Consider the following 26,155-nt stretch of genomic DNA (forward strand, 5'->3'; position numbering starts at 1 on the left):
TGCGAATCAGCCGCGGGCTGCGAATCAGCCGCGGGCTGCGAATCAGCCGCGGGCGAGCGCCTCGCAGATCGCGACCGCCTCCTGCGCGCCGGCCACCACCGCGTCCGCGCAGTGCCTGAGCCACTGCGCGATGCCTGCCGGGGCGCCGCTGCGATACGCGGCGAGCGCGGCGTCGTAGTCGGCGCGCAGCTCGCGATGCCCGGCCTCGATGACGACCAGCGACTTCGGGTCCAACCCACGCTCAACCAGCGTCAGGCGTGTCGCCGCCCGCGCAACCACGCCGGACACCGGCGCGAACGCGTCCAGCCCGAGCAGCTCGCCGTGCACGATGCCCGCCACGACCACCGCCGGGGCGCGGGTGCCGCTGGCCAGCACCGCGGCCAGCGTGTCCAACCGGGAGGCCGTTCCCGCAGCGGGCCGGCCGAGGTCGTCGGCGTCGGCCAGATCCGCGGCGGCAAGCGCGTGCAGCCGGGCCAGCGCCTGCCGCGGAGCGTGACTCCAGGTGTCGGCCAGCGGGCCGATCGCCGACTGGGCGCGCAGCGCGCCTTGCACCACCGGGTCGCCGGCGGCCGCGCCGGAGCGGACGTCGGCGAGCGGCGTCTGCACGCCGGACAGCCACGCCGAGGCCCACGCGCCGCGCAACGAGGATTCGGCCGACACGTCCGCCGACCTGCGACGCAGAGTGCGGTTGCCGAGCAGCCCGTCGACCGCGGCCCGGGCCCGTTCGACGCCGTCCATGACGCCGGGCAGGTCAAGCAGCGGCGCGAGCGGGTCGGCGGGCATGGCTTGGTCCAGGGTAGCGAGGGGGCCGAGAGCAACGACGCGGCCGCGACCCGCCGGGTCGAGCACGGCCGCGCGGATGCACGCGGGCGTCGTGACTGCAACAATCCGCGAAAGCGCCCAACTGCGCCCAACTTCGCCCCGAGGAGCCGACCGACCGTGACGGCGACGAGTGCAGCCCCCAATCCCCCGTCGACGCCGGCGCAGGCGGCCAAGCCGTCCGCAGCCGGCGTGGCGCGGCCCGCGCACGCCGCGCCGGAGGACCCCGCGGACCAGCCGAGCATCGGCAAGCTCGTCGCCGATGCTTCCACGCACGTCTCCACGCTCGTCCACGGGGAAATCGAGCTCGCGAAGCTCGAGCTGCGCTCGTCGGTGAAGAACGCCGGCGTCGGCGTCGGCCTGTTCGCCGCCGCCGCGGTCCTGCTCGTGTTCTCGCTGATCTACGGCTTCCAGGCGCTCGCCGAGGGCCTCAACCAGCTCGGACTCGACCGCTGGCTCGCGTTTCTGGTCGTGTTCGCCGGGCTGCTGGTGCTGGCCGGGCTGCTGGTGTATCTCGGCATCCGCAAGGTGAAGCGGGTGCGCGCGCCGGCGCGGACCATCAAGACGACCAAAGAGACCGTCGACTACCTCAAGAACTCCCGCGGCTAGCTCGTGGGATTCGGTCCGCTTCCCGGCGCGCCCGACAGCTCCGTCGTGCTGATCGACGGGCCTTGGACGCACCGCACCGTGCGCGCGAACGGCATCGCGCTGCACGTCGCCGAGCTCGGCGACGGGCCGCTTGTGCTGCTGCTGCACGGGTTTCCGCAATTCTGGTGGGCTTGGCGCCAGCAGCTGCTCGATCTTGCCGACGCCGGCTATCGGGCGGTGGCCGTCGACCTGCGCGGCTACGGCGCGAGCGACAAGCCGCCGCGCGGCTACGACGCGCCGACGCTCGCGGCGGACGTCGCCGCGCTGGTCAGCTCGCTCGGCGAGTCGGACGCGATGATCGTCGGCAACGACCTCGGCGGCACGCTGGCCTGGACGATCGCCGCCTCGCACCCGCGGGTGGCGCGCAGCGTCGTCGCGCTGGGCGCGGCGCACCCGCTGCGGATGCGCGCCGAACTGCGCCCCGGCGCCGGTTCCGCGCAGCGGAACGCGTCGGCCTATGCGCTGCGCACCTTCCAGGTCCCGCGGCGCGCGGAGAACCTGCTCTCGCGCGACTCCCTGTGGGTGCGCGAGCTCTACGACCGGTGGACCGGGCCGCGGTGGCGGGGCACGCCGGGCTATGTCGCCGACGTCGAGCGCTACGCCGAGGCGATGCGCATCCACCCGGTCTCCTACTGCGCCGCGGAGTTCTACCGCTGGATGCTGCGCTCGGTGTTTCGGTCAGACGGCCGCCGCTATGCCGCCGCGGTGCGCGCGCCGATCACCGCGCCCGTGCTCCACCTGCACGGCGACCTGGACACCTGCGTGCTGCCCTCGACCGCGCAGGGCTCCGGCCGCTACGTCAGCGGACCCTACGAATGGCGGGTGCTCGACGGCGTCGGGCACTTCCCGCACGACGAGGTGCCGGATTTCGTCAGCGGCGAGCTCGTCCGCTGGGCCAAGACCCACTGACCGGCGACCCCGCGAAACCGACCCGTCCCTATTCCTGGGTGCAGCCCTGCGTCCCGACCTGCCGCGTCGCGTTCTTGCCCTGGGCCGCGTCCGCGTCGATCTCGTCGTCGGCCAGCGCGAAGCCGGTGTCGGACGAGTCCAGCGCCGTCGCGAACACCATGCCGAGCACCAAGCCCTGCGTGTCGATCAGCGGGCCGCCGGAATTCCCGCTGCGCACGAGCGCGCGGATCGAGTAGATCGAGCGTTCGATCTCCCGGGTGTCGTAGATGTCCCGGCCGCCGACCGGTCCCTTCGACCGGACGCGCGCCGGTTGCACGTCGAAGCCGCCGTTCTCCGGGAAGCCGAGCACGACCGCTGCCGCGTTCGTCTGCGCGGCCTGCTGCTGCGGCCGGAAGCTCAGCGCGGGGGCGTCGAGGTCCGGCACGGCGAGCACCGCGACGTCGCGGCCCGGGTCGAAGAGGACCACTTTGGCGTCGACCATCCGCGTGCCGCCGTGGCCGGTCGCTGGCACCACGATCTGCACCTGGTCGGTGCCGGCAACGACGTGCGCGTTGGTCAGAATGCGGTGCCGGGCGTACACGAAACCGGAGCCCTCGATCTCGCGGTTGCACTGCGGCGCCTGCCCCAAGATCTTGAACACCGACCGATGCGCTCGATCGACGGTCGCCTGCACCGCCGACGACAGCGCGGGCGGCGGCTGGACGTTGACGATCGAGGTGTTGGGCAGGTCGCCGAACACCGGCGGGAAGCCGCTGCGGTCGAAGAACACCCGCAGCGTCGAGTAGGCGTGTCGGAACCCGTCCGGCACCGCCCCGTTGACGGCTCGGACGATCTTCGACTGGCTCGCCTCGGACGCGAGGTTGGGGTACGGCGAGGACGCGAGCGGCACGGCGATCATCCACGACACCAGGAGCACCGACACGACGCCGAGCACCGCGCCGATGCCGGCGTCCAACGGCCGGCCGATGCCGCGCACGACGCGCTCGCGCAACCGTCCGCCAAGCCACACCGCGGCTAGCTGGCCGATGGTCGCGAACACGAGCACGCACACGATCGCGACCGGCACCTGCGCCCGCCCGTCGGCCACGCGGGTGCCCAACGGACGGGCGAGCTGGCCGCCGATGACCGCGCCGCCGAGGAAGCCGACGAGGGAGAAGATTCCGACGACCGCCCCGCTGCGGTAGCCCCCGACCGCGTAGGCGAGCGCGGCCAGCAGGATGACGACGTCGAGGATGTTCACGTTGCTACGGCTTCTCGGACAGCGGCTTCACGATCAGCAGTCCGTATTGCCCCTGCGCCGCGTGGATCGTGCAGACGAAGGAGTAGCGGCCGGGCGAGGGCGCGTTGAACACCGCCTCGCCGCTGCCGCCGGCCGGGATCAACGGGATGGTCAGGCCGGGCAGCTTGGGCGCCTGGACGTTGTGCGGGGGCCCGGCGCCGGGCTTCGCGGTGTTCATCAGGATGACGCGCACCTTGCCCGGATGCACGGTGATCGTCGAGGGATGGAAGCGCAGGTCGACGCCTGAGCGCAGGATGACCTGCTGCACGCCGTTGACCATCGACGCGGTCGCCGAGCCTGACTGCGGGCGCTTGTTCACCGTCGCCTCGCGGTTGGAGCAGGCGCTGAGGACGAGAGCGGCGAACACCGCCGCGAGCACCGCAGTCCGCCCGCCTCGTCGCATGGCAGCACGGTACCGGCGGGGCCAGCCCCAATCCGGCCCGGCTCAGCGCGCGGGCCGGCTGGGCAGCGGCCGCACCCGTGTCTCGTCCCAATCGCGGGCCCACCCGCCGAGATGCAGCAGGCGGTCGAGCAGGCCGGCGGTGAATCCCCAGACGAACAGCCCGCTGACTTCGAAGCCCGCGCCCAGCCAGCCCGACGGGTGTTGGACCCGGAAGCGGTTCGCCGGATCGGCGAGCTCGCGCAGCGGCACGAGCACGACGCCGGCCACTTCGCCGGCGTCGACCGGCGCGACTTCGTGCGGACTTTCCCACCACGCGACCACCGGCGTGACGACGAAGCCGGACACCGGGATGAACACCGCCGGCAGCTCCGCGACCACGCGCACACTTGCCGGGTCCAGGCCGACCTCTTCGGCCGCCTCACGCAGCGCCGCCTGCTCCGGCGTCTCGCCCGGATCGAGCGAGCCGCCGGGGAACGCGACCTGGCCGGCGTGCGCGCGCATGTCGGCAGAGCGTTCGATCAGCAGCACCGCCGGGCCGTCGGCGGAATCGGCGAGCGTGATCAGCACGGCCGACTGCCGGCCGCTGCCGTCGTCCGGCGGCAGGAATCGGGACAGATCCTCGCCGGTGATCTCGGCGATCCGCGCGCCGAGGGGCGCCCACCACTCGGGCAGCCCGGTCGACGGCCGGCTCACTGGGACACGCTCACTGGGACACGCTCACTGGGACGCCCTCATTGCGACGCCCTCATTGCGACGCCAGCATCTGCGCCTCGCTCTTGACCAGCCTTGCCGCGATCTCATGGTCAGTCGGGCCCTCGCCGAACGACGGGCAGAGCCGGGCGATCGGGCAGGCCCCGCACGCGGGCTTGCGGGAGTGGCAGATGCGCCGGCCGTGGAAGATCGCCCGGTGGCTGAAGATCGTCCACTCGTTCTTCGGGATCAGCTCGGCCACCACCCGCTCGACCTTGACGGGGTCCGTCTCTGCGGTGAACCGCCACCGGCGCACGAGCCGGCCGAAGTGCGTGTCGACCGTCAGCCCGGGGATGCCGAAGGCGTTGCCGAGCACGACGTTCGCGGTTTTGCGGCCGAACCCCGGCAGCGTGACGAGCTCGTCCAGCCGGTTCGGCACCTCGCCGTCGAAGCGCTCGACCAGGTGCTGGCCCAGCTTGATCAGCGATGTCGTCTTGTTGCGGAAGAACCCGGTCGGCCTGATCAGCGCCTCGAGGGCGTCGCGGTCGGCGCCCGCGTAATCAGCTGCGTCGCGGTAGCGGGCGAAGACCCGCGGCGTGACCTCGTTGACCCGCTTGTCGGTGCATTGCGCGGAAAGGATCGTCGCGACCGCGAGCTCGAGCGGCGTGCTGAAGTCGAGCTCGCAGCGCGCGTCGGGGAAGACCACAGCCAGCTCGCGATTGATCCGCCGCGCGCGGCGCGTCAGGGCCAACGAGCTTTCGGGATCCGGCACGCCGTCGAGGGTAGATCCGCGCGGCGCGGAGCGCGCCAGGTGGCGCGTGCGGCACAATAGGTCGGCCATGATCGGATTCGCGCTGCTGCTGTTCCCGTTCGTCCTGCTGGGCTTCGTGCTTTTGATGGGACGGGTCGAGGAGCCGCTGAACCACATCGCCGTCGAGCGAGAGGTCGAGGGCTTTCTCGCCAGCGCGAACGACGGCGAACTCGACCAGTTCATCCGCGAAGGCGCCGAATCCGGCCTTCGCCGCTTGCGCAATCGACTGCGGCCCAACCGCCGCCGCCAGCGCCGGCAGAGCGCTGCGCAGCAGTCACCCGTGAAGGCTCACCCACGGTAGTGAGGGCGGGCACTAGACTCCCGTCGAGACTGTGACACAGCTCGCAACGAGCGAGCACACGAGGAGCGCGAGTGGACGAGATTCTGGGGAGGGCCGGCCTGTTCCAGGGCGTCGATCCCGACGACGTGGAAGCACTCGCCGACGAGTTCGAGACCTTCGACGCGCCGCGCGGCACGGTGCTGTTCCACGAGGGCGAGCCTGGCGACAGCCTCTACATTGTCCTGACCGGCAAGGTGAAGCTCGGCCGGCGCTCGCCGGACGGGCGGGAGAACCTCGTCGCCATCTACGGCCCCTCCGACCAGTTCGGCGAGTTGTCGCTGTTCGACCCGGGCCCACGCACCGCCACCGCCACCGTCGTCACCGACGCCCGGCTGGCCCGGTTGCCCAAGGCCGCGTTGCAGAAGTGGGCCACCGAGCGCCCGCAAATCGCGCTGCAGCTGCTTCGCGTGGTGGCGCGCCGGCTGCGTCGCACCAACACCATGCTGGCCGACCTGATCTTCGTCGACGTGCCGGGCCGGGTGGCCAAGCAGTTGCTGCAGCTCGCCCAGCGCTTCGGCTCGATCGACGGCGGCCAACTGCGCGTCACCCACGACCTGACACAGGAAGAACTGGCCCAGCTGGTCGGCGCCTCGCGGGAGACCGTGAACAAGGCGCTCGCCGACTTCGCGTCGCGCGGCTGGCTGCGCCTGGAAGGCAAGAGCGTCGTCATCCTCGACCGCGAACGCCTGGCCCGCCGCGCGCGCTGACCCGCCTCCCCGGCCAGCCCATGTCCGCGGCCTTGACTGTTGTCGTCGCGTTCCGGCGATCGTGTCGACCCCGCTGTCGCCAGGCGTTCCAGCTCAGAGCTCAGGCGCGCAGATACGCCAGCTGGGCTTCGACGGACAGCTCGGCCGCCCACCAGACAGCCCGGTCGACGTCGGCGTACACCACCTCGACGACCTGCCGCGCGCTCGCGCTCGGGCCCAGCTCGGCCAGCGCGGCTCGGACCTGGTCCAGCCGCTGTTCGCGGTGCGCCAGGTAGTGCGCCGCCACCTCTCCGATCGCCGGCAGGTCCGGGCCGTGGCCGGGCAGAACTCGGGCCGCGCCGTACGCCTCGAGCTGGCGCAGTGAGCCGAGATAGGGGCCGAGCACGCCGTCCGGGTGCGCGACGACCGTCGTGCCGCGGCCGAGGATGGTGTCTCCGGTGAGCACTGCCGCGCCGCCATCCAGCACGAAGGAGACCGAATCGGCTGTGTGGCCGGGCGTGGCGACGACCTCGAGCCGCACACCGGCTTCGTCCAGCACCTCGCCGTCGACGAGGGGCGGGGCGCCGAAGCAATGCCGCGGGTCGAACGCGCGCACCGGCGCGCCGGTGCGATCGTGCACCGCGGTGGCGGCCTGGCTGTGGTCATGGTGGCCGTGCGTGACGAGCACCAGCGCGATCGCCGGGGCGGCGGCGAGCAGCTCGTCGAGATGCTGCTGCGATGTTTCGCCCGGGTCCACCACGACGACCTCGGACGCCTCGGGGTCGCCCAGCAACCAGGTGTTGGTGCCGTCGAGCGTCATCGGCCCCGGATTCGACTGGAGCAGTACGGACGCGCGCGGAAGGACGGACCGCACCGTCTCGTAGGCCGGGTGGCTCGGCATCAAGGCGCCGTCGGCAGTGCCGAATCGGCCGGTCGCGCCGGCATCGCAATGAACTCGCCGTCGGGCATCAGCACGGACACCGCGCCGTCGTCGCCAACTTGCAGCCTCGGTTGCACCGCGTCGAGCACGCGGTCGGCGGACGCCGCCAGCACCTGCGCGACCGAGCCGAAGGGCAGCAGGGTGGTGATCGTCTTGAGCGTCGGGGGAAGCAGCATCCGCTCGCCCCGCTGCGCCTGCTCCAGCGCCTCGCCCACGGGCAGCCAGCCAGCTGAGCTGGACTCGGTGCTGACGTCGGCGGCCTCGACCCCAGCCGGCAGCGCGGCGACGAAGAACCGGGTGTCGTAGCGACGGGGCTCGCCAACCGGCGTCACCCACCGGGCCCACGGCTGCACTCCGGACGCGTCGGCCGCCAGTCCGTGGTCGCGCAGCAGGTCGCCGAACGCGACCCGGCCCGACTCGACGTCGGCACGCGCCGCGGCGAGATCGGCGGACGGGACCGTGAGCAGCACGCCGGTCTCCTCGAACGTCTCGCGCACCGCGGCGCCCAGCAGCGCGCGGGCCGTCGGCTCGGCGCAGCGAAAGCGCGCCGCCAACGCCGACACATCGGCGCCGGTGAGCGCAAGGTCGGCGTCGGCCGGATCGACCCGGCCGCCGGGGAACACCGACATGCCGGCGGCGAAGCTCATCTGGCGCACCCGGGTGAGCAGCCAGACCTCGACGCCGGCCGGCCCGTCGCGCAGCAGGACCACGCTGGCCGCGTCGTGGACCGGCGCCGCCTCAGGCGGGTCGACGGCGCCGGTCACCGCAGCTCGACGATCAGCTCGATCTCGACCGGCGCGTCCAGCGGCAGCGCCGCAACGCCGATCGCCGATCGGGCGTGCGCGCCGAGCGGCCCGAAGACCGCCCCGAGCAGCTCGCTGGCGCCGTCGACCACCGCCGGCTGACCGGTGAACGACGGATCGCTGGCGACGTAGCCGACAACCTTGACCACGCCTGCGACGGCGTCCAGGCCGACGAGCGCGTCGACGGCGGCGAGGGCGTTGAGCGCGGCGCGGCGGGCCAGCACCTTGCCGTCCGCGGCGGACACCTCCGCGCCCAGCTTGCCGGTCTGCGGCAGCGCGCCGTCGACCATCGGCAGCTGGCCGGAGGTGAAGACCAGCGAGCCGCTGCGCCGCGCGGGCTGGTAGGCCGCGACCGGCGGCACCACCGGCGGCAGCCGCTCGCCCAGTCGAGCCAACTCGGCGCGCCACTGTCCCGGGGTCGTCACAGTCGTCGACGCTAGCGCCGTGGCCCAGCTCTCCGCGAGCGCTCCTCCCGCCCGGCGCACAGCCGCCCTGCTTAAGCTGGGCTGATGGGCGCCACCCGATCGACCGCGGCGCGCGCGGCCGCGCGAACGAGCCCGCGCGCGCTCGTGGCCGGCTTCCCGGCGGCCGCACGGCTGCACGTCGTGACCGGCAAGGGCGGCACCGGCAAGACCACCGCGGCCACCGCGCTCGCGCTCGCGCTGGCCGAAACCGGCCGCAGGGTGCTGCTGGTCGAGGTCGAGGGCCGGCAGGCGCTGGCGCAGCTGTTCGACATGCCGCCGATGCCGTACGAAGAGGTCCGGCTGACGAGCGTCGGCAACGGCGGCGAGCTGTACGGACTGGCCATCGACGCCGAGCAGGCGATGATCGAGTACCTCGACATGTTCTACGGGCTCAAGCGCTCCGCGCGTGGATTGAAGAAGATGGGCGCCGTCGACTTCGTCACCACCCTCGCCCCCGGCCTGCGCGACGTCCTGCTCACCGGCAAGGTCAAGGAGGCCGTCGTGCGGACTGTCGACGGGCGGCCCGCGTACGACGCCGTCGTGCTCGACGCCCCGCCGACCGGCCGGATCGGCCGGTTTCTCGACGCCACCCGCGAGGTCGCGAAGCTGACGAAGTTCGGGCCGATCAACAGCCAGAGCGAAGGGGTCATCAAGCTCCTGCACGGGCCCAAGACGGCGGTGCATCTGGTGACGCTGCTCGAGGAGATGCCGGTCCAGGAGACGCTCGACGCCGCCGCCGAGCTCGTCAGCCTCGGCTTCACGCTCGGCGCCGTCGTCGTCAACCGCGCCCGGCCGGCGCTGATCACCGACGAGCTGTTCGGCGCGGGCGGGGTGGACGCCGACGCGCTCGCCGCCGAACTGGACATGGCCGGCGTCGCCGCGGGCGACGCCGCTGCGCTGGCCGGCGCGCTCGCCGTCGAGATGGCCGACTACGCCCAGCGCCAGCGGGTCCAGGAGGAGAACGAGGTCCGCCTGGAGTCCCTGGACCTGCCACGCGTCGAACTGCCCGACCTCAACCCCCCGGTCGCCCTCGGGGAGTTGAAGGACTTGGCCGCCTGCTTTCTCGAGGATGTGCCGCAGTGAGCGAGCGGATGGACGTCGGCGCGCTCGTTCGCGACCCGGCGACGCGGGTCGTCGTCACCTGCGGCAGCGGCGGCGTCGGCAAGACGACCACCGCGGCGGCGATGGCGCTGATGGGCGCCGAGGCCGGCCGGCGCACGGTCGTGCTCACCATCGACCCGGCGCGCCGGCTCGCCCAGTCGATGGGCCTCACCGAACTGGACAACACGCCTCGCGAGGTGCGCGGGGTCGCCGGCGGCAAGCTGTTCGCGATGATGCTCGACATGAAGCGCACCTTCGACGATGTCGTGCTCGAGCACTCCTCGGCCGAGCGCGCCGAGCAGATCTTCGCCAACCCCTTCTACCAATCGCTCTCGTCGTCCTTCGCGGGCACGCAGGAGTACATGGCGATGGAGAAGCTGGGCCAGCTCGTCGCCCAGACCCGTTCCTCGGCCGAGGGCTCGACGCAGGACGAGTGGGACCTCATCGTCGTCGACACCCCGCCGTCGCGCTCGGCGCTGGACTTCCTGGACGCCCCGAACCGGCTCGGCCGCTTCCTCGACGGACGCATGGTGCGGCTGTTGACCGCCCCGGCGAAGGCCGGCGGGAAGGCGTACCTGAAGGTCGTGACGGTGTCGGTGGGCATGGTCGCGCGGGTCTTCACCCGCGTCATCGGCGGCGATCTGCTCAACGACCTGTCCACATTCGTCAGCGCGCTGGAATCGATGTTCGGCGGCTTCCGGGAGCGCGCCCAGCACACCTACGAGCTGCTCAAGACGCCTGGCACGGCGTTCGTCGTGGTCGCCGCGCCGGAGCCGGACGCGCTGCGCGAGGCGTCCTACTTCGTCGAGCGCCTGTCCCGGGAGGGCATGCCGCTTGCCGGCGTCGTCGTCAACCGGACCCGCACGCCGGCCCCGATGCCCGGCGGCCGGGTGTTGACGGCGGCCCGGGCCGAGGCGGCGGCGGACGCGCTGAGCGAGAAGGACCCTTCGGCCCGGCTCGGCCTGGCCGCCCTGCGAGTGCATGCCGAGATCGCCGCGGCCGCCGAGCACGACGCCCGGATGACGAAGCGCTTCTCCGCCGCGCACCCCACGGTGCCGCTGGTCGCGGTGCCGGCGTTGCCCGCCGACGTGCACGACCTCGCCGGGCTGCGCGCCATCGGCTCGCTGCTGCACGCCTGAGCCGGGCCGGAGGGACAGGCGGAGATTGTCAGCGGCTGCCCGTACCCTGAGTCCCCGTGGCAGCCGCATCCGGACGACCAGCGCCGTTGCTGACGATCGTCAAGCTCCTGCTCGCTCTGCTCGCCACCGGGATCCTGGCCGCCGGGCTGGCGATGCCTGCCGTGCTGGGGGCCGGGCTCGTCGGCAAGCACTACAGCGTGGAGTTCCTCGACACGACCTGCAACCTGCAGGAGACCAAGCCCCCGCAGCCGACCACGCTGTACGCCAACGACGGCAAGACCGTGATCGCCAGGCTGTTCAGCCAAGATCGTGTTCTCGTGCCGCTCAGCGAGGTGCCGCAATACCTGCAGGACGCGCTGATCGCGACGGAGGACCGCCGCTTCTACAGCCACCACGGCGTCGATCTGCGCGGTCTGCTGCGCTCCGCGATCAGCACGAGCAGCGGCGACACCCAAGGCGGCTCGACGCTGACCATGCAATACGTCAAGCAGATCCGCTACTACCAGGCCGGCGAGAACCTCGCCAAGCAGCGCGCCGCGATCGCGCAGACGCTGCAGCGCAAGATGGAAGACGCGCGCTGCGCGCTCGACATCGAGGGCCCGAAGCACGAGTCCAAGAAGACGATCCTCAACAACTACCTGAACATCGCCTTCTTCGGCGAGCACGCCTACGGCATCGAGGTCGCCGCCGAGACGTACTTCGGCAAGCCCGTCTCGCAGCTCACGCTCCCCCAGTCGGCGATGCTCGTCGGTCTGCTGCAGGCGCCCTCCGACGACGACCCGTTCGTCTACCCGGCGGCCGCCAAGCTCCGGCGCAACCAGGTGCTGCAGAACCTGGTCGACGTCGGCAAGATCGGCCAGATCGAGGCGGACCGGCTCAAGGCCACCCCGATCTCGCTCGCCACCACCAACCCGCCGGTCGTGCGGCAGGGCTGTGCCAGCGCCCCCACGTCGATCCCGAACGCCGCCTTCTTCTGCGAGTACACCCAGGGCTGGCTGGAAAACGTCGACCGCATCAGCGAGTCGACGTTGGAGACCGGCGGCCTGAAGATCGTCACGACGCTCGACCCGAAGATCCAGACGCAGGCGCAGACGAACATCGCGAAAGCGGTGCCGGCCACGTCGGCGATGACAGCGGTCCTGCCGGTGGTCGACCCGAAGACCGGCGACATCCTGGCGATGGCCGCGAGCAAGACCTATGGCGCGAAGGCCGGGCAGACCGAGCAGCCCATCTTCACCAACTACACCGCCAACGGAGCGTCGACGTTCAAGCTGTTCCCCCTGCTGGCGGCGTTGCAGACCGGCGTGCCGGACACGTGGCAGCTGTCCACCGCCGGCAGCACGGGCAGCTACAAGTCGCGGAACTGCCTCACGCCGAGCAAGGCGGTCAACGGCGACGAGCAGGTCTCCTACAGCACCTTGGAAACGCTGCGCACCGCCGCGGCGAAGTCGTCGAACACCTATTTCGTGGCCCTCGCCGACAATCTGCTCGACTGCCACCTGCAGCCGATCACGGACCTGATGAGCAAGCTCGGCATGAAGGGCATGGACCAAACGAGCGACACGCCCGGTCAGACGTGGACGCAGCTGATCGTGGGCAAGCAGCGCGCCCAGCAGCTCGCGCTCGGCTCGGTGCCGACGAGCCCGCTCGAGTTGGCCGGCGCGTACGCCGCCATCGCCAACGGCGGAACCTACAACCAGCCGGCGCCGGTCCGTTCCATCACCAACTCGGCGGGCAGCGCGGTCACCGTGAAGCGGCCGGCCGGCGGGGTGCAGGTCGTGGCGCCGCAGGTGGCCGCGGAGGCAGTCTCGATCCTGGAGGGCGACACCCAGACCGGCGGCACCTCGGCCGCCGCGTTCACCGGCTGGTACGCCAAGCACGACAGCAAGATCGCCGGCAAGACCGGCACGAACGAGTCGACGAAGAAGAACAAGAACTCCTCTGTCTGGTTCGTCGGCATGACGAAGAACCTGACCGGCGCGCTCGGCCTGATCAACTTCGACCAGCCGAGCTCGCCGTCGACCGGGCTGCCCGGCGAGAAGACCGGCGCGGCGTACGGCGCCTACGCGTCGAAGATCTGGCTGGCGGCCATGCGCCCGGCGCTCGCCAGGAAGTCATGGTCCTGGCCGGACCCGGACAGCGTGGACGGCGTCGACGTGACCAGCGTCGTCGGCGAGACACTCTCCGAGGCGAAGAAGGACCTCGAGAATCAAGGCTTCAAGATGCAGCAGCTCGACGCCATCGACGACCTGCACTGCCCGGCGAGCGCGGCGTACGACACGGTCGGCTACTACGGCCCGCACCGCGCCCAGCCCGGCTCGACGATCACCGTCTGCCTGAGCAGCCAGGTGCCGGCCTACACCCCGCCGCCGCCGCCGAAGGTGACGAAGAAAAAGACGAAGAAGCCCCGCACCGGCACGACGGGCCGCACCACCGGCGGCACCGGGACGGGCGGCACGGGCACCGGCGGCACCGGAACGGGCGGCACCGGCGGCGGCGGCACCGGGACTGGCGGCACCGGCGGCGGTCGCAGCCGAACCGGCCCCGGCGGCGGCTGACGCAAGCCCGCCACGTCGGATGACAGTCCGCCGCCCTGCCGAAAGTTGTCCGCGCGTCGCGGGGCGATAGGCCGCCGCTGCGAGGACAACCCGCCACGGCGCGCTCAGCCGCCGCAGCGAGGACAACTCGCCACGGCGCGCTCAGCCGCCGGACAGCTGCCGGCGAACCTCGTCGCTGACCCGCTTGCCGTCCGCCCGGCCGGCGACCCGCTGTTGGACGAGCTTCATCACCGCGCCCATCTGCCGCGGCTCTGTCGCGCCCGCCTCGGCGACGGCGGCCCGGACGATCTCGACTAGCTCGTCGTCGGCGAGCGGCCGCGGCAGGTACCTCGCCAGCACCTCGCCCTCGGCCCGCTCTCGCGCGGCGAGTTCCGGCCGGCTGGCGCCGTCGAAGGCCTCGGCGGCCTCCCGGCGCTTCTTTGCCTCACGCATGACGACGCGCAGCACCTCCTCGTCGGACAGCTCCCGCGCTGCAGCGCCAGCGACCTCTTCGGTGGTGACCGCCGTGAGAACCATGCGCAGCGTCGCGGTCGTGAGCTGGTCGCGCGCCTTCATCGAGGTGTTGAGATCGGCGTGCAGACGGTCCTTCAGCGCGGCCATGTCTTGCAGGCTAACCACCCCCTCACCCGACTTGTCCGCGCGTCGTCGCCTCCCGGCCTGACCTAGCGAGGACAACTCGCGAGGCCACCCCACACTTGTCCGCGCGTCGTCGCCTCCCAGCCCGACCTAGCGAGGACAACTCGCGAATCGCCGTCCGTAGGCTGGCCCGCATGCCGAGCCTCGCGCGCAGCGCCGCCGTCGTCGCAGCCGCCGGGGCAGGCACCTTCGGCTACGCGGCGGCCATCGAGCGCAACGCGTTCACCCTGCGGCGCTTCGACGTCCCGGTGCTCGCGCCCGGCGCCACGCCGATCCGTGTGCTGCACCTGTCCGACCTGCACATCACCGCGCACCAGCGACGCAAGCTCGCCTGGATCAGCTCGCTCGCGAGGCTCGAGCCCGACCTCGTCGTCAACACCGGCGACACGCTGTCCGGTCTGGACGCGGCGCCGGCCGTGCTGCGTTCGCTGGCGCCGCTGTTCGCGTTCCCGGGCGTGTTCGTGCCCGGCAACAACGACTATTACGCGCCGCGGATGAAGAGCCCGGTGCACTATTTCTGGCCCGAGGGCAAGAAGATCTACGGCTCGCCGATGCCGTGGCCCCAGCTCGCGTCGGCGATGACGGCTCGGGGCTGGACGGATCTCACGCACGTGCGCACAACACTCGAGGCCGGCGGCGTGCGGGTGGCCCTCGCCGGCACCGACGACCCGCACCTGCGCCGGGCGCGGTACGAGCTGATCGCGGGCCCCGCCGAGCCGGACGCAGCCGTCCGCATCGGCGTCACCCACTCGCCCGAGCCGTTCATGCTGGCGGCGTTTGCCCGCGACGGCTACGACGTCGTCCTCGCCGGCCATACCCACGGCGGCCAGGTGCGGGTGCCCTTCGGCCCGGCGATCGTGACGAACTGCGGCATCGAGCGCGACCGCGCGCGCTGGCTGCACCAGTGGGACGAGCGCATGTGGTTCCACATCTGCGCCGGCCTCGGCACCAACCCGTTTGCCCCCGTGCGGTTCGCCTGCCGGCCGGAGGCGACGTTGCTGACGCTCACTCCGCGCGGCTGAGGCGGCGGTCAACCGGCCGTCCTGCGTTGGCTATGCTGGGTCGGTTGCCACCGGGGTGTGGCGCAGCTTGGTAGCGCGCTTCGTTCGGGACGAAGAGGCCGCAGGTTCAAATCCTGTCACCCCGACCAGATATTCATTACTCGAACTCGGCTCGGCAAACAGATGAGCAAGCAGGCAACGAGCCTCCTCATCGATCGCCGGGCCGTTTGCATGTTCATGGCCTGACGGGACGCCGAGATCCGGCATCGGGCTGCGGCGCAGATAGACGACGGTCGCGAAAGGCTCGGTCAGCTCGTCGCTGGACACCAAAGTCGCGCATTCCTCGTCCACGTCCACGTACAGCTTCTTGAAGATCAACCTGTTCAACTTCACGCGTGTCTGCGTGCCGCCACGCAAATAGAGCGCGTGCGGATCGTCGAGATACGTCAGCACCGTCCTGAGGGCGTCACGCCCGCGGTTCAGGCGCTCGCTCGTTTCGTTCAGTAGCTCCCGGAGATGGCTGCGCTCCGTCCGGATTGTGCGCAGCTTCTCGGTGATCTTTGATTTCGGCATGTCGGCTTCGGCTGCCAGGTCGAGCAGCCGGTCCTCGGCGCGTTCCAGTTCCGTCAGACGTGCGAGTGAGTGCTCGCGCTTGACTTGGTCATCCGCCTGGATCAGCAGACTGTCGTCATCGAGCAGGTCGAGCAGCCGTCGTCTAGTCGACCCCGGCAGGCGGACGTTGTGGTAATGCGCCTCGACCGCCTGCTCGACCTGCCTGACGCGGAGATAGGGCAGATCGCAAACGGCCTCCTGCCGCCCGCGGCAGACGTAGTAGAAGTACAGCTCGCCCGTCTGGCTCTTGCCACGCATCACGATGAGGCGGTGCTTGCACCGCTCGCACCAGACCACGCCCTTGAGGTAGTGGTTGTAGCGGCGTTGGCGCGCGCCGTTTCCGGGCAGCCCCGTGAGGAGCTGCTGGACGCGCTCGAATACCCCGGGTTCAACGAGCCGCGGATGCCGGCCGTCGTACTCGACGCCGCTCCACGTGACGTTGCCGAGGTAATAGTGGTTCGCCAGCATGCGACGGACGATGGCCTCGGTCACCGGCCTTTTGGGCCGACTGCGGTTCGGCCGGGCGGTCATACCGGAGTCGTTCAGATGGTCGGCGAGGTCGCGGATCGTGTACTGGCCGCTGGCGAACAGGGTGAATGCGCGGGTGACCAGCTCGGCCCGTTCCGGATCGGTCGTCACCGTGTGGACCAGCCGACCCTCGTATTGCTGGCCGACATTCATGTAGCCGATCGGCACGTAGCCGGGGGTGCCGCCGATGACCGCCTTCTGCGTCATCTTGTACTGGATGTCGGCGCTGGCCTTCTCGGACTGCCAACCGTTCATCACGGCCAGGAAGCCGCGCATGGCGCGCTTGTCCGCGTCCTCGTCGTCGATGTCCTCGGTCGCCGAGAGGTAGCGGACGCCGTAGCTGCGCAGGGTCATGCCCATGACGGCGTCTTCTTCCCAGTTCCGGTTCATCCGAGAGGTGGCGTAGACCATGACGAACGAGATCGTCGGATCGGTACGCACGTGTTCGATGACCGCCTGGTAGCTCTTGCGCTTCTCGATCGAGGTCGCCGTGACGCCTGGCTCGACGTATTCGCCGACGATCTCTCGGTGCGTCTCATGGGCGTGCTCGTGCACCTTGCGGCGCTGCGCCGGCAAGCTCAGGCCCTCGTTGCTGAACTCGGTCTCGACCTGGCCGGACGTCGAGACGCGCAGGTAGGCGAGGCCCTTATTGCCAGGTCTGTAAGTGGTCTTGCGCAATCCCACGTCGGTGCTCCCTACGCTGCCGCGTCGCCGAGATTTGGCGGCGTTGTCATTCGGAAGTACGTACTGGTCGCCCGGTCAGGCTCGTCGTTCAGGTACTGCAAGTAGGTAAGGCGTCTGCGCATCGCCGCCTCCGACACCTTGAACAAGCCGGCCAAGGCTTCGGGGTCTTGGATGCCACGCGCCCATACCCGGCGCAGCCACATCTTCGGCATGAGGTAGCAGGCGGCGAAGTAGTCGGCGATGCGTTCCCGCTGATCGGGCGTGATGTTCTGATAGGTGATCTTGTCGCGGTGGGCATCCACGACGTGCTTTAGCTCGTGGCCGAGGGTGAAGCGCCTTCTCGCCTGCGGTTGGCCCTTGTTGATGCCGATGACCCAGCGGCCGTCGCGCCAGGTTGTCATGCCGGACAGGCTCTCCATGCGCCAGCGCGGCGTCATGACGACGTCGACATTGCGCAGCGAACCGTCGGTCAGCCACTCGAGGGAAACCCCGGGTTCGGTCTGATCAAGCAGGCCCAGCAGCTGTGTCGCCTGCCGCTCAGCGATGATCAAGTGCTCGTAATAGGCGAGCGGTCGGACCGGCATCGTCGCCCGCAGCTTTGCAAGCAGCGCGCGGCCCGGTTCTGGTTGAAGTGGTGATGGTTTCGTCATGTCTCCCTCCTTTCGTTTCGAGATGATGATCGTTTGGTGGGGTCGCGGTACTGCTTGGCGACCGTGTCGATGTACTGCTCAATGTCGGCGATGGCCTCAGGTGGCAGGTCGTAGTCGGCCCGCAGCATTGCCGGCAGGGTCGCCAGGTCGCTCGGTAGGGGGACGCCGGCCAGCGTGAAGAGCTCCGAGGCTCGCAGCTCAAGTTGTTCGGCGAGCAGGGCAAGCGCCTTCGGGGACGGCACGGCGTCGTCGTTCTCCCAGCGCAGCACCTGCGTGGGGTTGGCTCCGATGAGGCGCGCCAGCAGCCGGAGACTGAGCCCCTGGGCTTCCCGGGCCGACCGGATGGTGATGCCGAGTGAGTCTGACATAGGCGTGCTCGGCTCCTTTCCGGCCGGGTTCGTTGGTGATGCCTCCATTATCTGCCTTCTGTTGCTCGCAGGCAACGGTAGAATTGACAACATCACCAGAGCCTCGGGTCGTACACCCAGACACCGTCGGGGTGGTCAATGACGGTCAACTCTTGCTGCGCGGCCGCGGCCAGCGCATCGAGGTCGAAGCGGACGTACGGGCGCACGCCAGTCGGCAGCCGGTCGAGCTGTTCGTACCAGCCGGACTCGCGGGCCACGGTCGCCACGAAGTCGGTGAGCGACGGCCACCCGCCGATATACGACTTCGGGTAGTTGTCGAGCCGGACGGCGTTGCTGTCGGCCCCGAGCCGTGCCGCTAACGCACCGTACGCCTGGCCGTGGATCGCGATACCGCGAGCGACGTCGAGGACTTGGCGTAGTCCTTCGTGCTCGGCTGGCTGCCAGCCGCCGAAGCCGCGCAGGTCGCAGACGCGCCAGCGCTTACCGAGCGCGTCAGGTGTTCGATCGACGATGGCGCGGATCTGAGCGACGATGTCGGGTGTGCGCTGGCCGGCATCGAGCCACGCGCCGTAGCGCTGACCATCGGTGTAGTCCTCCAGACTGCCGACCCAGATTTCCGGCAACGGGACGGCTGGCTCTTGGTCAGCCTCAAGCGTTGCGGGGTAGTTCTGTTCGTTCATACAAAGTGATCTCCTTTCGTTAGTCATTGATGAGCAGTCCGATCACGGCGGTGGCCGTCCCGGCCCGGCAAGGAAGTCGTCAAAGCGGGCCACGGCCAGGTAGTCAGCCGGTACCTGAATGCCGTCGACAAGTCGCTGGAGCTGGGCGCGGCGTTGCTCGCTCGGCACCGTGAAGACGACCGTCGGCAGCACGCCGTCCGGGCCGCTCTGGCCGGCCCGGAGCAGTTCGGCGTAGATCAGCAACTTGCGGCGGACGGTCGGCCCGCTCTCTGTAGCCCGGTCGACCTCGAGCCAACGATGGTGTTCCCAAGCCTGGTCGTCGTACATGACGTAGGCGTCCGGCTTCAGCACGCCGTTCGTCGTGGAGAACCAGGACAGCGGCTCGGCGACGAAACGTCGCAGATGCAGCGCGCCGGCCCGTTCGTGCTCCCGGTAGCGGACATACAGCTCGGCGACGTGCAGGGTGTGCGCCACGAACGGCCAGCCGATCGCCCACGGCCGGCGGATCCGGTTCGGTGTGAGTAGCGGAGCGTCGTCCCATAGTTCTCGGAGCCGGTGTGCTCGGCTGTCTAGCGTGTAGACGAGCCCGGCCGAACCCGCCCGCGTTCCGCCGACCCGCCGCGGCAACGTCGTCGCAAGCCGCAGACGTTCGAGCCGTCCGAGACTGCGCCGTCGAGCGCTCCCCCGCACGTTGGGAGAAGCCAGCTCGGCGAAGTGCAGCCGCTCAAGCTGCCGGCCGGTCAGCAGCCGCACCCGGTCCAGATCCTGGAGGATGCTGCGGTCACGCGGCGACAGGTCAGGGCAGCGCGCCATCAGCTGCAACTCCTTAGAGCTATAGGAGTCGTTGGCGCACTACGCCGTGCAGGGCCGAAAATAGGGTGGTCGCGCAGCTTGCGCCTCGACGCGACCGCAACAGCGAGTGCAACGCCGGCCGCAACGCGGGTCATGGCCTGCCCCCGCCGCTGCGCGGGCGTCGGCCGACCGGGGGCACATGGCTCTGATGCTGACGCCGGTTCCGTAGGGCCTGTTCGACCTGCGCCCGGTCGACACCGTAGCGCTGCCGGCTCGCCGCGCGAATGTCGCCGGTCTCGTGCAGCGGCTCGGGCAACGGGCGGGTCTGGCCTGTCACCGGCCGGCTGGTGCGCCCGTTGATGCAGAGGCGCATGGCGACCTCGTAGGCGGGGAGCGCCTGCAGGTCGTCCGCGGACAGTGCCGGTGCGAACGAGCGGGACAACAGCGAGGCGTCGGCCTCCTCGACCTGGAAGATGATGCGGCTTCGGACGGTCGCCAGCAGCGCGTCCCGGACCGGCGTCGGCAGCTGCTTCAGGTGCTGCGCGGCGAGCGTCAGCCCGACGCCCATGCCGCGTGCCTCGGCCATGACGTCGGCCAGGTCGAGCGGCAGCCGGACGACCTCGCTCGCTTCGTCGACGTACAGCCAAAACGGCCGGCGGTGTTCGGCCGGCACGCGCACCCGGCCGAGGGTCGCCTGCCAGAGGGACGCCATCATCAGGCTGGACAGCAGCGCCGAGGTCTCGGAGCCGATCAGGCCGCGGCTGAGCGGCATCAGCAGCACCTTGCCTTCGCGGAGCACCTGCGCCAGGTCGATGCCGTCGCTCTGACCGAGCATCAGGCGGAGCGGCGTGCGCTGGGTAAAGGCGGTCAGCTTGTTGAGCACCGGCCCGACGACCTGCGTCCGCTCGGCGCTACCGAGCGCCTCGAACCAGGTGAAGAAGTCGTGCACGGCCGGCGCGATCGTCGACTGGGTGCAGACCCACTGCCGGAACGGCTTCTCCGTGAGCAACGCCGGCAGTTCGCAGATCGTGAACGCCGAGCCGTCGGCGGCGCGTGTGCTGCCGAGGGCGAGCAATCCGGCGCGCAGCACGGCGTCGGTGCGCGGCCCCCAGAACTCTTTCCATTGCTCGTGCAGCACGTGGAGCACGTGGTCGACCGCCAGCTCACGGGCCTGCTCGCTGCCGTCGGTGCGCAGCGCGTTGAAGCCGACCGGCCGGTCGGTGTCCGCCGGGTTGATCAGGATGAGATCGTCGCGGCGGCTCGTCGGCAGCCGGCGGACGAGGTCGAGCACCATGTCCGCCTTGGGATCGAGCACCGCCAGGCCGTCACCCTGGGCGGCGTCCTGGAGCGCCATGTTGATCATGAGGGTGGACTTGCCGGTGCCCGTCGGGCCGAGCAGGGCGACGTGCATCAGCCGGTCGCGTGTGCTGATCGCCAACGGCCGGTCACTTTCCGGGTAGCCGCTGTCGGCGACTATGGTGCCGACGCGCGGCAATTCCTGCGGCGGCGGCAGCTGTCTGGTCAGCGGCAGCGGCACGCCGAGCACTGCGGTTTCCCCGAGTGGAAGCGCCAATAGCCCCGCCAACTCCGAGCTGTTCATGAGCAACGGCCAGCGCACCAGCGGGACGGCGAATCGCAACGCCTGCGCCGCCACGGCCCGCGCCGACCAGAACGAGCGCGCCAGTTGCGCGCCGGGCACGTTGAGCAGTCGGACGGGTCCCCACACCCGGCCGAACAGAGACCAGGCACGAGACCGACTCCCCGCTCGCACAACCACGCGGCCGGCGACGTGCAGCAGCGGTTGCCGCTGCTTCAGGCGTGCCGCTCGGATTTCATCGGCGTCGGCCGGCGCATCGCCCTCAAGCCACCATGGCAGCTCCCCGCGAGGGCTGGCGGTCTGGGCCGAGATCGGCTCCGGCGTGCCGGCGCTGGTGAAAATCCACTGCCAGGTGATGCGCTCGGCGCGCTCGAGAGGCTGCATGCCGGAGGCGAGCGCCAGGCTGACGGCGGTAGCACGATCGACGGCGAGCTGACGCCGACGACCACGAAGTACGACGGCGGCAGCGGCGAGCCGACCGCCTTCCGCCGCCGATCCATCGGGCAAGGGCTGCAGGCGAGCGCCCGGCATGGCAGCGCGCACGCTCGCCAACACCGCGCCGACCATGCCCTTCGGCAACCGCAGCCGATATTGAATGCCGCGGTCTGTCGCGTCGATCTCGAAGACCACGGGCGGCGACGGCACGATCGCGCCGCGGGGCGCGTGCGTCAATGCGGCCAGCGACGCCAGCCAGGTCGCGACGTGCTCGGGCTCCAAGCCGCTCGGCACCGTCAGGTTGTAGCTGACGAGCGTCCGCCGCCAGCTCGAGTAGCTGAACCAGCGCGCGCCGACGATGATGCCGAGGACGACCGCGGCGGTGCCGACGAACAGGCTGAACAACGTCATTCGGCGCGGTCCTCGATCGCCGCGTCGAACGCATCCGGTGACGAAGGGGCCTCAGCCGGCTTGTCCCACTCCGCCGCCAAGGCCAGCAGAATCTGCGCGAGCATGGCGGCGTCGATCTCGGGGCGCTGCGCTCCACGGATGACGATGGCGCGGTGTCGCTTCATTGGCTCCTCCTTTTCCGTTTTTAGCTTGTGTTGCTCATCAGCAACGGATCCCTAGTTGTTGTTATGCGTTGCTCGCAGGCAACAGTCAAGCCGTCAAATGAACAACGCCGCCCTCGACCTCTGGGCGGCGTTGTCCATTTCGCAGCAATGCGGCTAGCGCGGCGGCCGGAAGATCAGCAGGTAGATCGCGGCCAGCGCGCCGGCGACGACGAGCCACGGGATCGCCGGCGCGAGCAGCCAGTAGCCCACGCGCAGCGCGCCGGCCGTGAGGAGCAGCAACAGCGCGCTGGAAGCGAGCCGAGTCCGCCAGCTCTTCACCGCGGCTCCCGGGCCGCCCGGAACATCTCATTGATCGTGTCCTGCATGGCGCGCTGCATACGCGCCTCGGCGAGCCGTTGTTCTTGACGAACGAGGTGCCGCTGCACAGCCGGCTGATTGAGGGTGCTGCCGCCGAAGTAGAGGTAGCCGATGACCGCGAGCGCCGCCGCGAAGGCGACGCCCGCGATCACCAGGAGGATGACGAGCATGGACTAGATCCGCCGCAGCTTCGTGCCGGTGTCCATGACGATTTGGGACAACAGGAAGTTGCCCGCTGTCCCGATCTGGGCCAGGCGCGACATTGCCGCAGGCGTCTGCTCGGCCAGTGTCATTTCCAGGTGCGTGAGGTACTGCGCGCCGGCGAGGGCCTGTTGGGTGACGGCGACGCCAGCGTTCACCTTGGCGGTGTCGACGTCGGCCCGTGCTTCTACGCGGGCGATGTCGACGCTGGCGTTGCCCTCGATGCGGGTGAGCGATCGGCCGACCTGACGGCTGACGCCGCGGGTGATCGACGCGGTGCGGTACTGCTGGATCTCAGACATCTACTTCTCCTTCGAGTTGGTGCTGACGGTGACGACGCGTGGATCGAGTGGGAAGAACGGGTGGTCGAGCAACCAGTCCTCGTCGAACCACGGGCAGTCGGGATCGGTTGCGGGCGGCAACGGCTTCTCCATGCAGGTCCTTTCGCTTATGGCCAACGGACGCCGTACCTGTGACGCGAGGCCGAACGCCCGCTCGCCGGCACCTGCACCGGCGACAAGTTCGACGCTAGAAACGTGCTGGGACAGCCGCGGACCGTCCGCCGAAAGTCGGAAGAAATTCGGAACCGCGCCGCGATACTGGGCGGGTGATGCCGAGCGACTGGCGAGGCCGCCGCGACGCCGAAGCGGCCAGGGCACTCGAAGCCGAGCTGTCCCTACTGCGGAAGCACGCCGGATTCACGCCGTCGCGGCTCGTGAAGGCACCGATCTTGCTGCACATGCTCGGCGGCAGCGACCAGACCTTCGAAGTCCACCGCGAGCGCTTCATCTCGGCGATCCGGTCGCTGCGCGATCCGGAGCCGGAGCTGCTGATGGCGATTTTCAGGCTGACACCGCAGACGGCCGATCTCGCGAGGGTCGATCAGCGCCGGGCTCTGTACGGCACGACCATCGAGCGCGGGACGGACACCGTCGCCAACCAGGAACGACCGGCACTTGAACACCTGCGCTCGCAGCTCATCACCGGCTGGTACCCGAAGTCGCCGCTATCGGTGCGCGTGCCTGAGTCTCACAACGGTGCCGTCTTCGAGTCAGTCACAATCCGCACGATCGTCAAGGACGGCCTGTGGCACGAAACGCAGGAGCACTATCGGCTGTTCGCCGCGTTCGACGAGGCTGACTACCTGGCGATCTCAAGCTCGTTTCCAGGCCGCGTCATCGCCGACGGCGACTTCACGGCGCGCTTGAAACGAATTAGCGACAGCTACACACACCAGTTCTGGCATAAGACACCCATGCGACGCGGGCGCTTTTACGACCTGCGATTCCGGGTTGTGCCTGACAGTGACGCCGGCGAGGCCGTCCGGCTGACGGAAGCGAGCCGCGCGTTCCATGAGCCGACGCGACATGCCAACTTTGAGGTCAGCTTTCTCGGTGAGCGGCCGCAAACGATCTGGTCCTTCGACCGGCTAACTTATTTCGAACGGCCGGGCGAATTCAGCGCCGGCCGACGCTTAACTCCTAGAAGGCAGACTGTCAGCGCTGATTACTACGAGTTGTACGGCGGGTTGTTCCATGGGATCGCATGGCAATGGTGATAAAGTAGTATCTATGAACAAGCCGCGCTTGCATCGTGACTCGGGCAGACCTCACTTGTGAGATATTTTCAGGCCTCCCAGTTAGCAGGCTGGGATTGCCTGGCATCGAGCCAATCTTTCGATTGCAGATACATGTCAATTGCCTTGGAATGCAGTTGAAGATTAAGCAATGCACCGTTCAGATCCGAGCTATGTACCTGCTCGATATAGTGCGCCAGACCAAGTAGCGCATATTCTGCAGGTGGACCAGAAATCGAGAAATTGATATCTTCGACCATGCACAGATTTCTAGGGCACGCTTGCCGAATGACCTGGCTCGCAAGCAGAAAGTTCGATCGCCAAGAAGCATGAATGGCTGGTTCCGATCCAGCAATGTCGGACGTTAAATACAGTATTCCCCGTTCGTCGACATCTTGCACATTTAGCTCTAACCTCCCACTCTGTTCGCCAAGTTTCATAGTCCTTCGCTTTCTGCGCCATAGGTTGCGACGTTTGATGTCACAGGGCGCTGGCTGGAGTATGAGCGCGTCGGTCACAGTTTGCAATACTGGAAGTTGACAAACAGGTTACGGGCCGGTAGCTTTCGGTGTCTTTGCCGACACCGAAGTTTAGTAGGAAGGCAATTGCGGGGTGCCAAGTTCTCTTTTGACTGCGCTGGATGCTGCTGGCAGTCTGTTGCAGCACTATAAATCCGTTACGTTGAGGCAGCCCCTCGCGTCGTCGACTATCGCGGGAATGAAGACCGAGTTCGAGAAGCTTCGCAAGGCGTGCGACGACCCTCAACTCAACGCCGAGGCCGCGGCCGAGCGAAACGCCGCCACAGGTGGTGGGTATCAATACGGCGCGCGCCAGCGAGCGTTGCAGGCCGCACCTCGATCTGGAGCCTGGTCGGAGATTGCTACCATCTGCGCTCCGTACATCAAATCGGTAGACGAAATCCTGGCGCTCCGAGCTGCGGCGCTGAACAAAGTAAACACCGTGACGCTGGCGGCCGTGCACCCCTTGACGGGCGATCAGCCCATTCGTTGGACGGCTGAGCAGCTGCAGACGGAGACCTTTGTGACCATGGGTACCGAGCCAGGAATTAGCGGCGTTCGAATCAGTAAGCGGCAACGTCGCGGTCGTGAAGAACTGCATGCTGCGGACACGTTGCGGGCTAGCGCCTTGGTGTTGATGCTCGCCAATCTCAAATTGGCAGCAACGAAGCGCGAACTTTTTCAATACACGTACTCGATCGCAGCTTGCATCGTGTGATCTCGGAATCTCGCTATGACAGACTGGGGCAGTGTCCCCGCGTGGCTGGGTTCGATCGCTGGAGTTCTTTCCGCTGGGGCCGCGGCGACCGCGTTGATCTACGCGCAACGTGCTGCGAAGAGAATCTTTGACCGTGAGCGACAACGGCTCGCTAACGGCGTCCTTGGGGCAGTCGCCAATGGCGATGTCACGATCATGAATTACAGCGATGAGGTAGTGACGAGTCTGCGTGTTTATTTCCTTAGCGGATCGGACCCTATCGAATGCCCTATGAATGCAGACTTCGTCGCTCCGAAAGACAGAGCTTATGGGCCCATACCTGAAGCCGCCAATACGCTTGGCAGAGGAGCGCTCGTTTTTGAGTTCCGAGACTCCCGGGGCGATTCCTGGCTCCGCCAGTGGGATAGAACCGAAAGGCTTCCTAACGCGTAGCTCTATCTGCGCGTGTGCGAAGCAAGTGCTGGTGCCCACCTGACTCCCGCTTATTCATCGGTCTGGATGTCATGGTTGGTGGCATAGAGCCCACATTCGTATTGCACCGCGACTGTCTCACGGCGAGAAGGCGGGATCGCGGCGCCACGCCGATGGTGGAATAGGGCCAAATCAGGGAGACGCCGCTGCGCGGCATCGCCCAGCC

The 26,155-nt window shown here is 69.1% G+C and carries 30 protein-coding genes, 1 tRNA gene and 1 pseudogene; 11 read left to right on the forward strand and 21 right to left on the reverse strand.

Features of this window, described 5'->3' with window-relative positions:
* Positions 1-42: 42 nt before the first annotated feature.
* Positions 43-783 (reverse strand): oxidoreductase, encoded by a 741-nt coding sequence (locus ACFFBG_RS08040; RefSeq protein WP_375477462.1) that lies wholly within the window; start codon positions 781-783, stop codon positions 43-45.
* Between the two features lie 156 nt (positions 784-939).
* On the opposite strand from ACFFBG_RS08040, the gene ACFFBG_RS08045 reads away from it, so the two are divergent.
* Together ACFFBG_RS08045 and ACFFBG_RS08050 are read left to right on the forward strand one after the other, a co-directional pair.
* Positions 940-1,428, forward strand: coding sequence for a phage holin family protein (locus ACFFBG_RS08045; protein ID WP_375477464.1), 489 nt, complete (start codon positions 940-942; stop codon positions 1,426-1,428).
* 45 nt (positions 1,429-1,473) lie between these two features.
* Positions 1,474-2,376 carry an alpha/beta fold hydrolase gene (locus ACFFBG_RS08050; protein ID WP_375477466.1) on the forward strand — a complete coding sequence of 301 codons (903 nt, stop codon included), beginning with the start codon at positions 1,474-1,476 and terminating at the stop codon, positions 2,374-2,376.
* Positions 2,377-2,404: 28 nt separating this feature from the next.
* Here the strand turns inward: ACFFBG_RS08050 and ACFFBG_RS08055 are convergent, their stop codons facing one another.
* From ACFFBG_RS08055 to nth, 4 genes are read right to left on the reverse strand one after another with little or no spacing between them, the layout of a single operon-like run.
* Positions 2,405-3,616: a MarP family serine protease gene (locus tag ACFFBG_RS08055; RefSeq protein WP_375477468.1), complete on the reverse strand. Its 1,212-nt coding sequence runs from the start codon at positions 3,614-3,616 to the stop codon at positions 2,405-2,407.
* Positions 3,617-3,620: 4 nt separating this feature from the next.
* Entirely contained in the window at positions 3,621-4,058 is a 438-nt protein-coding gene (locus ACFFBG_RS08060; RefSeq protein WP_375477470.1) for a cupredoxin domain-containing protein, read from the reverse strand.
* A 42-nt stretch (positions 4,059-4,100) separates the two neighbouring features.
* Entirely contained in the window at positions 4,101-4,751 is a 651-nt protein-coding gene (locus tag ACFFBG_RS08065; protein WP_375477472.1) for an NUDIX hydrolase, read from the reverse strand.
* A 52-nt stretch (positions 4,752-4,803) separates the two neighbouring features.
* On the reverse strand, positions 4,804-5,589 hold the full coding sequence (gene nth / locus ACFFBG_RS08070) for an endonuclease III (RefSeq protein ID WP_375477474.1): 786 nt from the start codon (positions 5,587-5,589) through the stop codon (positions 4,804-4,806).
* Between nth and ACFFBG_RS08075 the strand changes: the two genes are divergently transcribed.
* Together ACFFBG_RS08075 and ACFFBG_RS08080 are read left to right on the forward strand one after the other, a co-directional pair.
* Positions 5,588-5,860: a hypothetical protein gene (locus ACFFBG_RS08075; protein WP_375477478.1), complete on the forward strand. Its 273-nt coding sequence runs from the start codon at positions 5,588-5,590 to the stop codon at positions 5,858-5,860. The genes nth and ACFFBG_RS08075 overlap by 2 nt on opposite strands.
* Before the next feature lie 71 nt (positions 5,861-5,931).
* Entirely contained in the window at positions 5,932-6,606 is a 675-nt protein-coding gene (locus ACFFBG_RS08080; protein WP_375477480.1) for a Crp/Fnr family transcriptional regulator, read from the forward strand.
* 100 nt (positions 6,607-6,706) lie between these two features.
* On the opposite strand, the gene ACFFBG_RS08085 is transcribed toward ACFFBG_RS08080, so the two are convergent.
* The 3 genes from ACFFBG_RS08085 to ACFFBG_RS08095 are packed head-to-tail and all read right to left on the reverse strand — an operon-like array spanning position 6,707 to position 8,753.
* On the reverse strand, positions 6,707-7,486 hold the full coding sequence (locus tag ACFFBG_RS08085; RefSeq protein WP_375477482.1) for an MBL fold metallo-hydrolase: 780 nt from the start codon (positions 7,484-7,486) through the stop codon (positions 6,707-6,709).
* Positions 7,486-8,289, reverse strand: a complete 804-nt coding sequence (locus ACFFBG_RS08090) for an NUDIX hydrolase (protein WP_375477484.1) — start codon at positions 8,287-8,289, stop codon at positions 7,486-7,488. The genes ACFFBG_RS08085 and ACFFBG_RS08090 overlap by 1 nt, the downstream gene beginning before the upstream one ends.
* Entirely contained in the window at positions 8,286-8,753 is a 468-nt protein-coding gene (locus ACFFBG_RS08095; protein ID WP_375477486.1) for a RidA family protein, read from the reverse strand. The genes ACFFBG_RS08090 and ACFFBG_RS08095 overlap by 4 nt, the downstream gene beginning before the upstream one ends.
* 84 nt (positions 8,754-8,837) lie before the next feature.
* Between ACFFBG_RS08095 and ACFFBG_RS08100 the strand changes: the two genes are divergently transcribed.
* The 3 genes from ACFFBG_RS08100 to ACFFBG_RS08110 are packed head-to-tail and all read left to right on the forward strand — an operon-like array spanning position 8,838 to position 13,590.
* Entirely contained in the window at positions 8,838-9,875 is a 1,038-nt protein-coding gene (locus tag ACFFBG_RS08100; RefSeq protein ID WP_375477488.1) for an ArsA-related P-loop ATPase, read from the forward strand.
* Positions 9,872-11,032: an ArsA family ATPase gene (locus ACFFBG_RS08105; protein ID WP_375477490.1), complete on the forward strand. Its 1,161-nt coding sequence runs from the start codon at positions 9,872-9,874 to the stop codon at positions 11,030-11,032. Before ACFFBG_RS08100 ends, ACFFBG_RS08105 begins: the two co-directional genes overlap by 4 nt.
* A gap of 56 nt (positions 11,033-11,088) precedes the next feature.
* Positions 11,089-13,590, forward strand: a complete 2,502-nt coding sequence (locus ACFFBG_RS08110; protein WP_375477492.1) for a transglycosylase domain-containing protein — start codon at positions 11,089-11,091, stop codon at positions 13,588-13,590.
* Between the two features lie 141 nt (positions 13,591-13,731).
* On the opposite strand, the gene ACFFBG_RS08115 is transcribed toward ACFFBG_RS08110, so the two are convergent.
* Positions 13,732-14,190: a GatB/YqeY domain-containing protein gene (locus ACFFBG_RS08115; protein ID WP_375477494.1), complete on the reverse strand. Its 459-nt coding sequence runs from the start codon at positions 14,188-14,190 to the stop codon at positions 13,732-13,734.
* Between the two features lie 170 nt (positions 14,191-14,360).
* Here ACFFBG_RS08115 and ACFFBG_RS08120 point away from each other — a divergent pair, with 170 nt between their 5' ends.
* Together ACFFBG_RS08120 and ACFFBG_RS08125 are read left to right on the forward strand one after the other, a co-directional pair.
* Positions 14,361-15,248, forward strand: a complete 888-nt coding sequence (locus tag ACFFBG_RS08120; protein ID WP_375477496.1) for a metallophosphoesterase — start codon at positions 14,361-14,363, stop codon at positions 15,246-15,248.
* A gap of 51 nt (positions 15,249-15,299) precedes the next feature.
* Positions 15,300-15,376 (forward strand) — tRNA-Pro (locus ACFFBG_RS08125).
* Positions 15,377-16,031: 655 nt separating this feature from the next.
* On the opposite strand, the pseudogene ACFFBG_RS08130 reads toward ACFFBG_RS08125, so the two are convergent.
* The 11 genes and pseudogenes from ACFFBG_RS08130 to ACFFBG_RS08180 form a co-directional block, all read right to left on the reverse strand.
* Positions 16,032-17,051 (reverse strand): annotated as a pseudogene (locus tag ACFFBG_RS08130) (recombinase family protein); the annotation flags it as partial.
* An 11-nt stretch (positions 17,052-17,062) separates the two neighbouring features.
* Positions 17,063-17,602, reverse strand: coding sequence for an ImmA/IrrE family metallo-endopeptidase (locus tag ACFFBG_RS08135; RefSeq protein ID WP_375477498.1), 540 nt, complete (start codon positions 17,600-17,602; stop codon positions 17,063-17,065).
* Between the two features lie 95 nt (positions 17,603-17,697).
* Entirely contained in the window at positions 17,698-18,069 is a 372-nt protein-coding gene (locus tag ACFFBG_RS08140) for a multiprotein-bridging factor 1 family protein (RefSeq protein ID WP_375477500.1), read from the reverse strand.
* Between the two features lie 92 nt (positions 18,070-18,161).
* The gene (locus ACFFBG_RS08145; RefSeq protein ID WP_375477502.1) at positions 18,162-18,749 is read right to left on the reverse strand and encodes an antirestriction protein ArdA; all 588 of its coding nucleotides are present in this window, start codon (positions 18,747-18,749) and stop codon (positions 18,162-18,164) included.
* Between the two features lie 42 nt (positions 18,750-18,791).
* Positions 18,792-19,562: a replication-relaxation family protein gene (locus ACFFBG_RS08150; protein ID WP_375477504.1), complete on the reverse strand. Its 771-nt coding sequence runs from the start codon at positions 19,560-19,562 to the stop codon at positions 18,792-18,794.
* A 130-nt stretch (positions 19,563-19,692) separates the two neighbouring features.
* Entirely contained in the window at positions 19,693-21,984 is a 2,292-nt protein-coding gene (locus ACFFBG_RS08155; protein ID WP_375477506.1) for a type IV secretory system conjugative DNA transfer family protein, read from the reverse strand.
* The gene (locus ACFFBG_RS08160; RefSeq protein ID WP_375477507.1) at positions 21,981-22,148 is read right to left on the reverse strand and encodes a hypothetical protein; all 168 of its coding nucleotides are present in this window, start codon (positions 22,146-22,148) and stop codon (positions 21,981-21,983) included. Before ACFFBG_RS08160 ends, ACFFBG_RS08155 begins: the two co-directional genes overlap by 4 nt.
* Positions 22,149-22,301: 153 nt before the next feature.
* Positions 22,302-22,466, reverse strand: a complete 165-nt coding sequence (locus ACFFBG_RS08165; protein ID WP_375477509.1) for a hypothetical protein — start codon at positions 22,464-22,466, stop codon at positions 22,302-22,304.
* Positions 22,463-22,675, reverse strand: coding sequence for a hypothetical protein (locus ACFFBG_RS08170; protein ID WP_375477510.1), 213 nt, complete (start codon positions 22,673-22,675; stop codon positions 22,463-22,465). Before ACFFBG_RS08170 ends, ACFFBG_RS08165 begins: the two co-directional genes overlap by 4 nt.
* A 3-nt stretch (positions 22,676-22,678) precedes the next feature.
* Complete coding sequence (locus tag ACFFBG_RS08175) at positions 22,679-23,008, reverse strand: hypothetical protein (protein ID WP_375477512.1); 330 nt, start codon at positions 23,006-23,008, stop codon at positions 22,679-22,681.
* Complete coding sequence (locus tag ACFFBG_RS08180) at positions 23,009-23,140, reverse strand: hypothetical protein (RefSeq protein WP_375477514.1); 132 nt, start codon at positions 23,138-23,140, stop codon at positions 23,009-23,011. It lies immediately after the preceding gene.
* Between the two features lie 173 nt (positions 23,141-23,313).
* Here ACFFBG_RS08180 and ACFFBG_RS08185 point away from each other — a divergent pair, with 173 nt between their 5' ends.
* Positions 23,314-24,264 carry a hypothetical protein gene (locus tag ACFFBG_RS08185; RefSeq protein ID WP_375477515.1) on the forward strand — a complete coding sequence of 317 codons (951 nt, stop codon included), beginning with the start codon at positions 23,314-23,316 and terminating at the stop codon, positions 24,262-24,264.
* A gap of 68 nt (positions 24,265-24,332) precedes the next feature.
* On the opposite strand, the gene ACFFBG_RS08190 is transcribed toward ACFFBG_RS08185, so the two are convergent.
* Complete coding sequence (locus tag ACFFBG_RS08190; RefSeq protein WP_375477517.1) at positions 24,333-24,542, reverse strand: hypothetical protein; 210 nt, start codon at positions 24,540-24,542, stop codon at positions 24,333-24,335.
* 457 nt (positions 24,543-24,999) lie between these two features.
* Here ACFFBG_RS08190 and ACFFBG_RS08195 point away from each other — a divergent pair, with 457 nt between their 5' ends.
* Entirely contained in the window at positions 25,000-25,518 is a 519-nt protein-coding gene (locus ACFFBG_RS08195) for a hypothetical protein (protein ID WP_375477519.1), read from the forward strand.
* Positions 25,519-26,155: the final 637 nt, after the last annotated feature.

The sequence above is a fragment of the uncultured Jatrophihabitans sp. genome, assembly GCF_964251945.1.
Lineage (GTDB): Bacteria > Actinomycetota > Actinomycetes > Mycobacteriales > Jatrophihabitantaceae > Jatrophihabitans.

Coding starts and splice junctions, on each gene's coding strand:
- ACFFBG_RS08040 (WP_375477462.1), bottom strand. CDS start 783: ATGCCCGCCGACCCGCTCGCGCCGCTGCTTGACCTGCCCGGCGTCATG.
- ACFFBG_RS08060 (WP_375477470.1), bottom strand. CDS start 4,058: ATGCGACGAGGCGGGCGGACTGCGGTGCTCGCGGCGGTGTTCGCCGCT.
- ACFFBG_RS08075 (WP_375477478.1), top strand. CDS start 5,588: ATGATCGGATTCGCGCTGCTGCTGTTCCCGTTCGTCCTGCTGGGCTTC.
- nth (WP_375477474.1), bottom strand. CDS start 5,589: ATGGCCGACCTATTGTGCCGCACGCGCCACCTGGCGCGCTCCGCGCCG.
- ACFFBG_RS08085 (WP_375477482.1), bottom strand. CDS start 7,486: ATGCCGAGCCACCCGGCCTACGAGACGGTGCGGTCCGTCCTTCCGCGC.
- ACFFBG_RS08100 (WP_375477488.1), top strand. CDS start 8,838: ATGGGCGCCACCCGATCGACCGCGGCGCGCGCGGCCGCGCGAACGAGC.
- ACFFBG_RS08115 (WP_375477494.1), bottom strand. CDS start 14,190: ATGGCCGCGCTGAAGGACCGTCTGCACGCCGATCTCAACACCTCGATG.
- ACFFBG_RS08120 (WP_375477496.1), top strand. CDS start 14,361: ATGCCGAGCCTCGCGCGCAGCGCCGCCGTCGTCGCAGCCGCCGGGGCA.
- ACFFBG_RS08140 (WP_375477500.1), bottom strand. CDS start 18,069: ATGTCAGACTCACTCGGCATCACCATCCGGTCGGCCCGGGAAGCCCAG.
- ACFFBG_RS08145 (WP_375477502.1), bottom strand. CDS start 18,749: ATGAACGAACAGAACTACCCCGCAACGCTTGAGGCTGACCAAGAGCCA.
- ACFFBG_RS08150 (WP_375477504.1), bottom strand. CDS start 19,562: ATGGCGCGCTGCCCTGACCTGTCGCCGCGTGACCGCAGCATCCTCCAG.
- ACFFBG_RS08155 (WP_375477506.1), bottom strand. CDS start 21,984: ATGACGTTGTTCAGCCTGTTCGTCGGCACCGCCGCGGTCGTCCTCGGC.
- ACFFBG_RS08160 (WP_375477507.1), bottom strand. CDS start 22,148: ATGAAGCGACACCGCGCCATCGTCATCCGTGGAGCGCAGCGCCCCGAG.
- ACFFBG_RS08170 (WP_375477510.1), bottom strand. CDS start 22,675: ATGCTCGTCATCCTCCTGGTGATCGCGGGCGTCGCCTTCGCGGCGGCG.
- ACFFBG_RS08175 (WP_375477512.1), bottom strand. CDS start 23,008: ATGTCTGAGATCCAGCAGTACCGCACCGCGTCGATCACCCGCGGCGTC.
- ACFFBG_RS08180 (WP_375477514.1), bottom strand. CDS start 23,140: ATGGAGAAGCCGTTGCCGCCCGCAACCGATCCCGACTGCCCGTGGTTC.
- ACFFBG_RS08190 (WP_375477517.1), bottom strand. CDS start 24,542: ATGGTCGAAGATATCAATTTCTCGATTTCTGGTCCACCTGCAGAATAT.
- ACFFBG_RS08195 (WP_375477519.1), top strand. CDS start 25,000: ATGAAGACCGAGTTCGAGAAGCTTCGCAAGGCGTGCGACGACCCTCAA.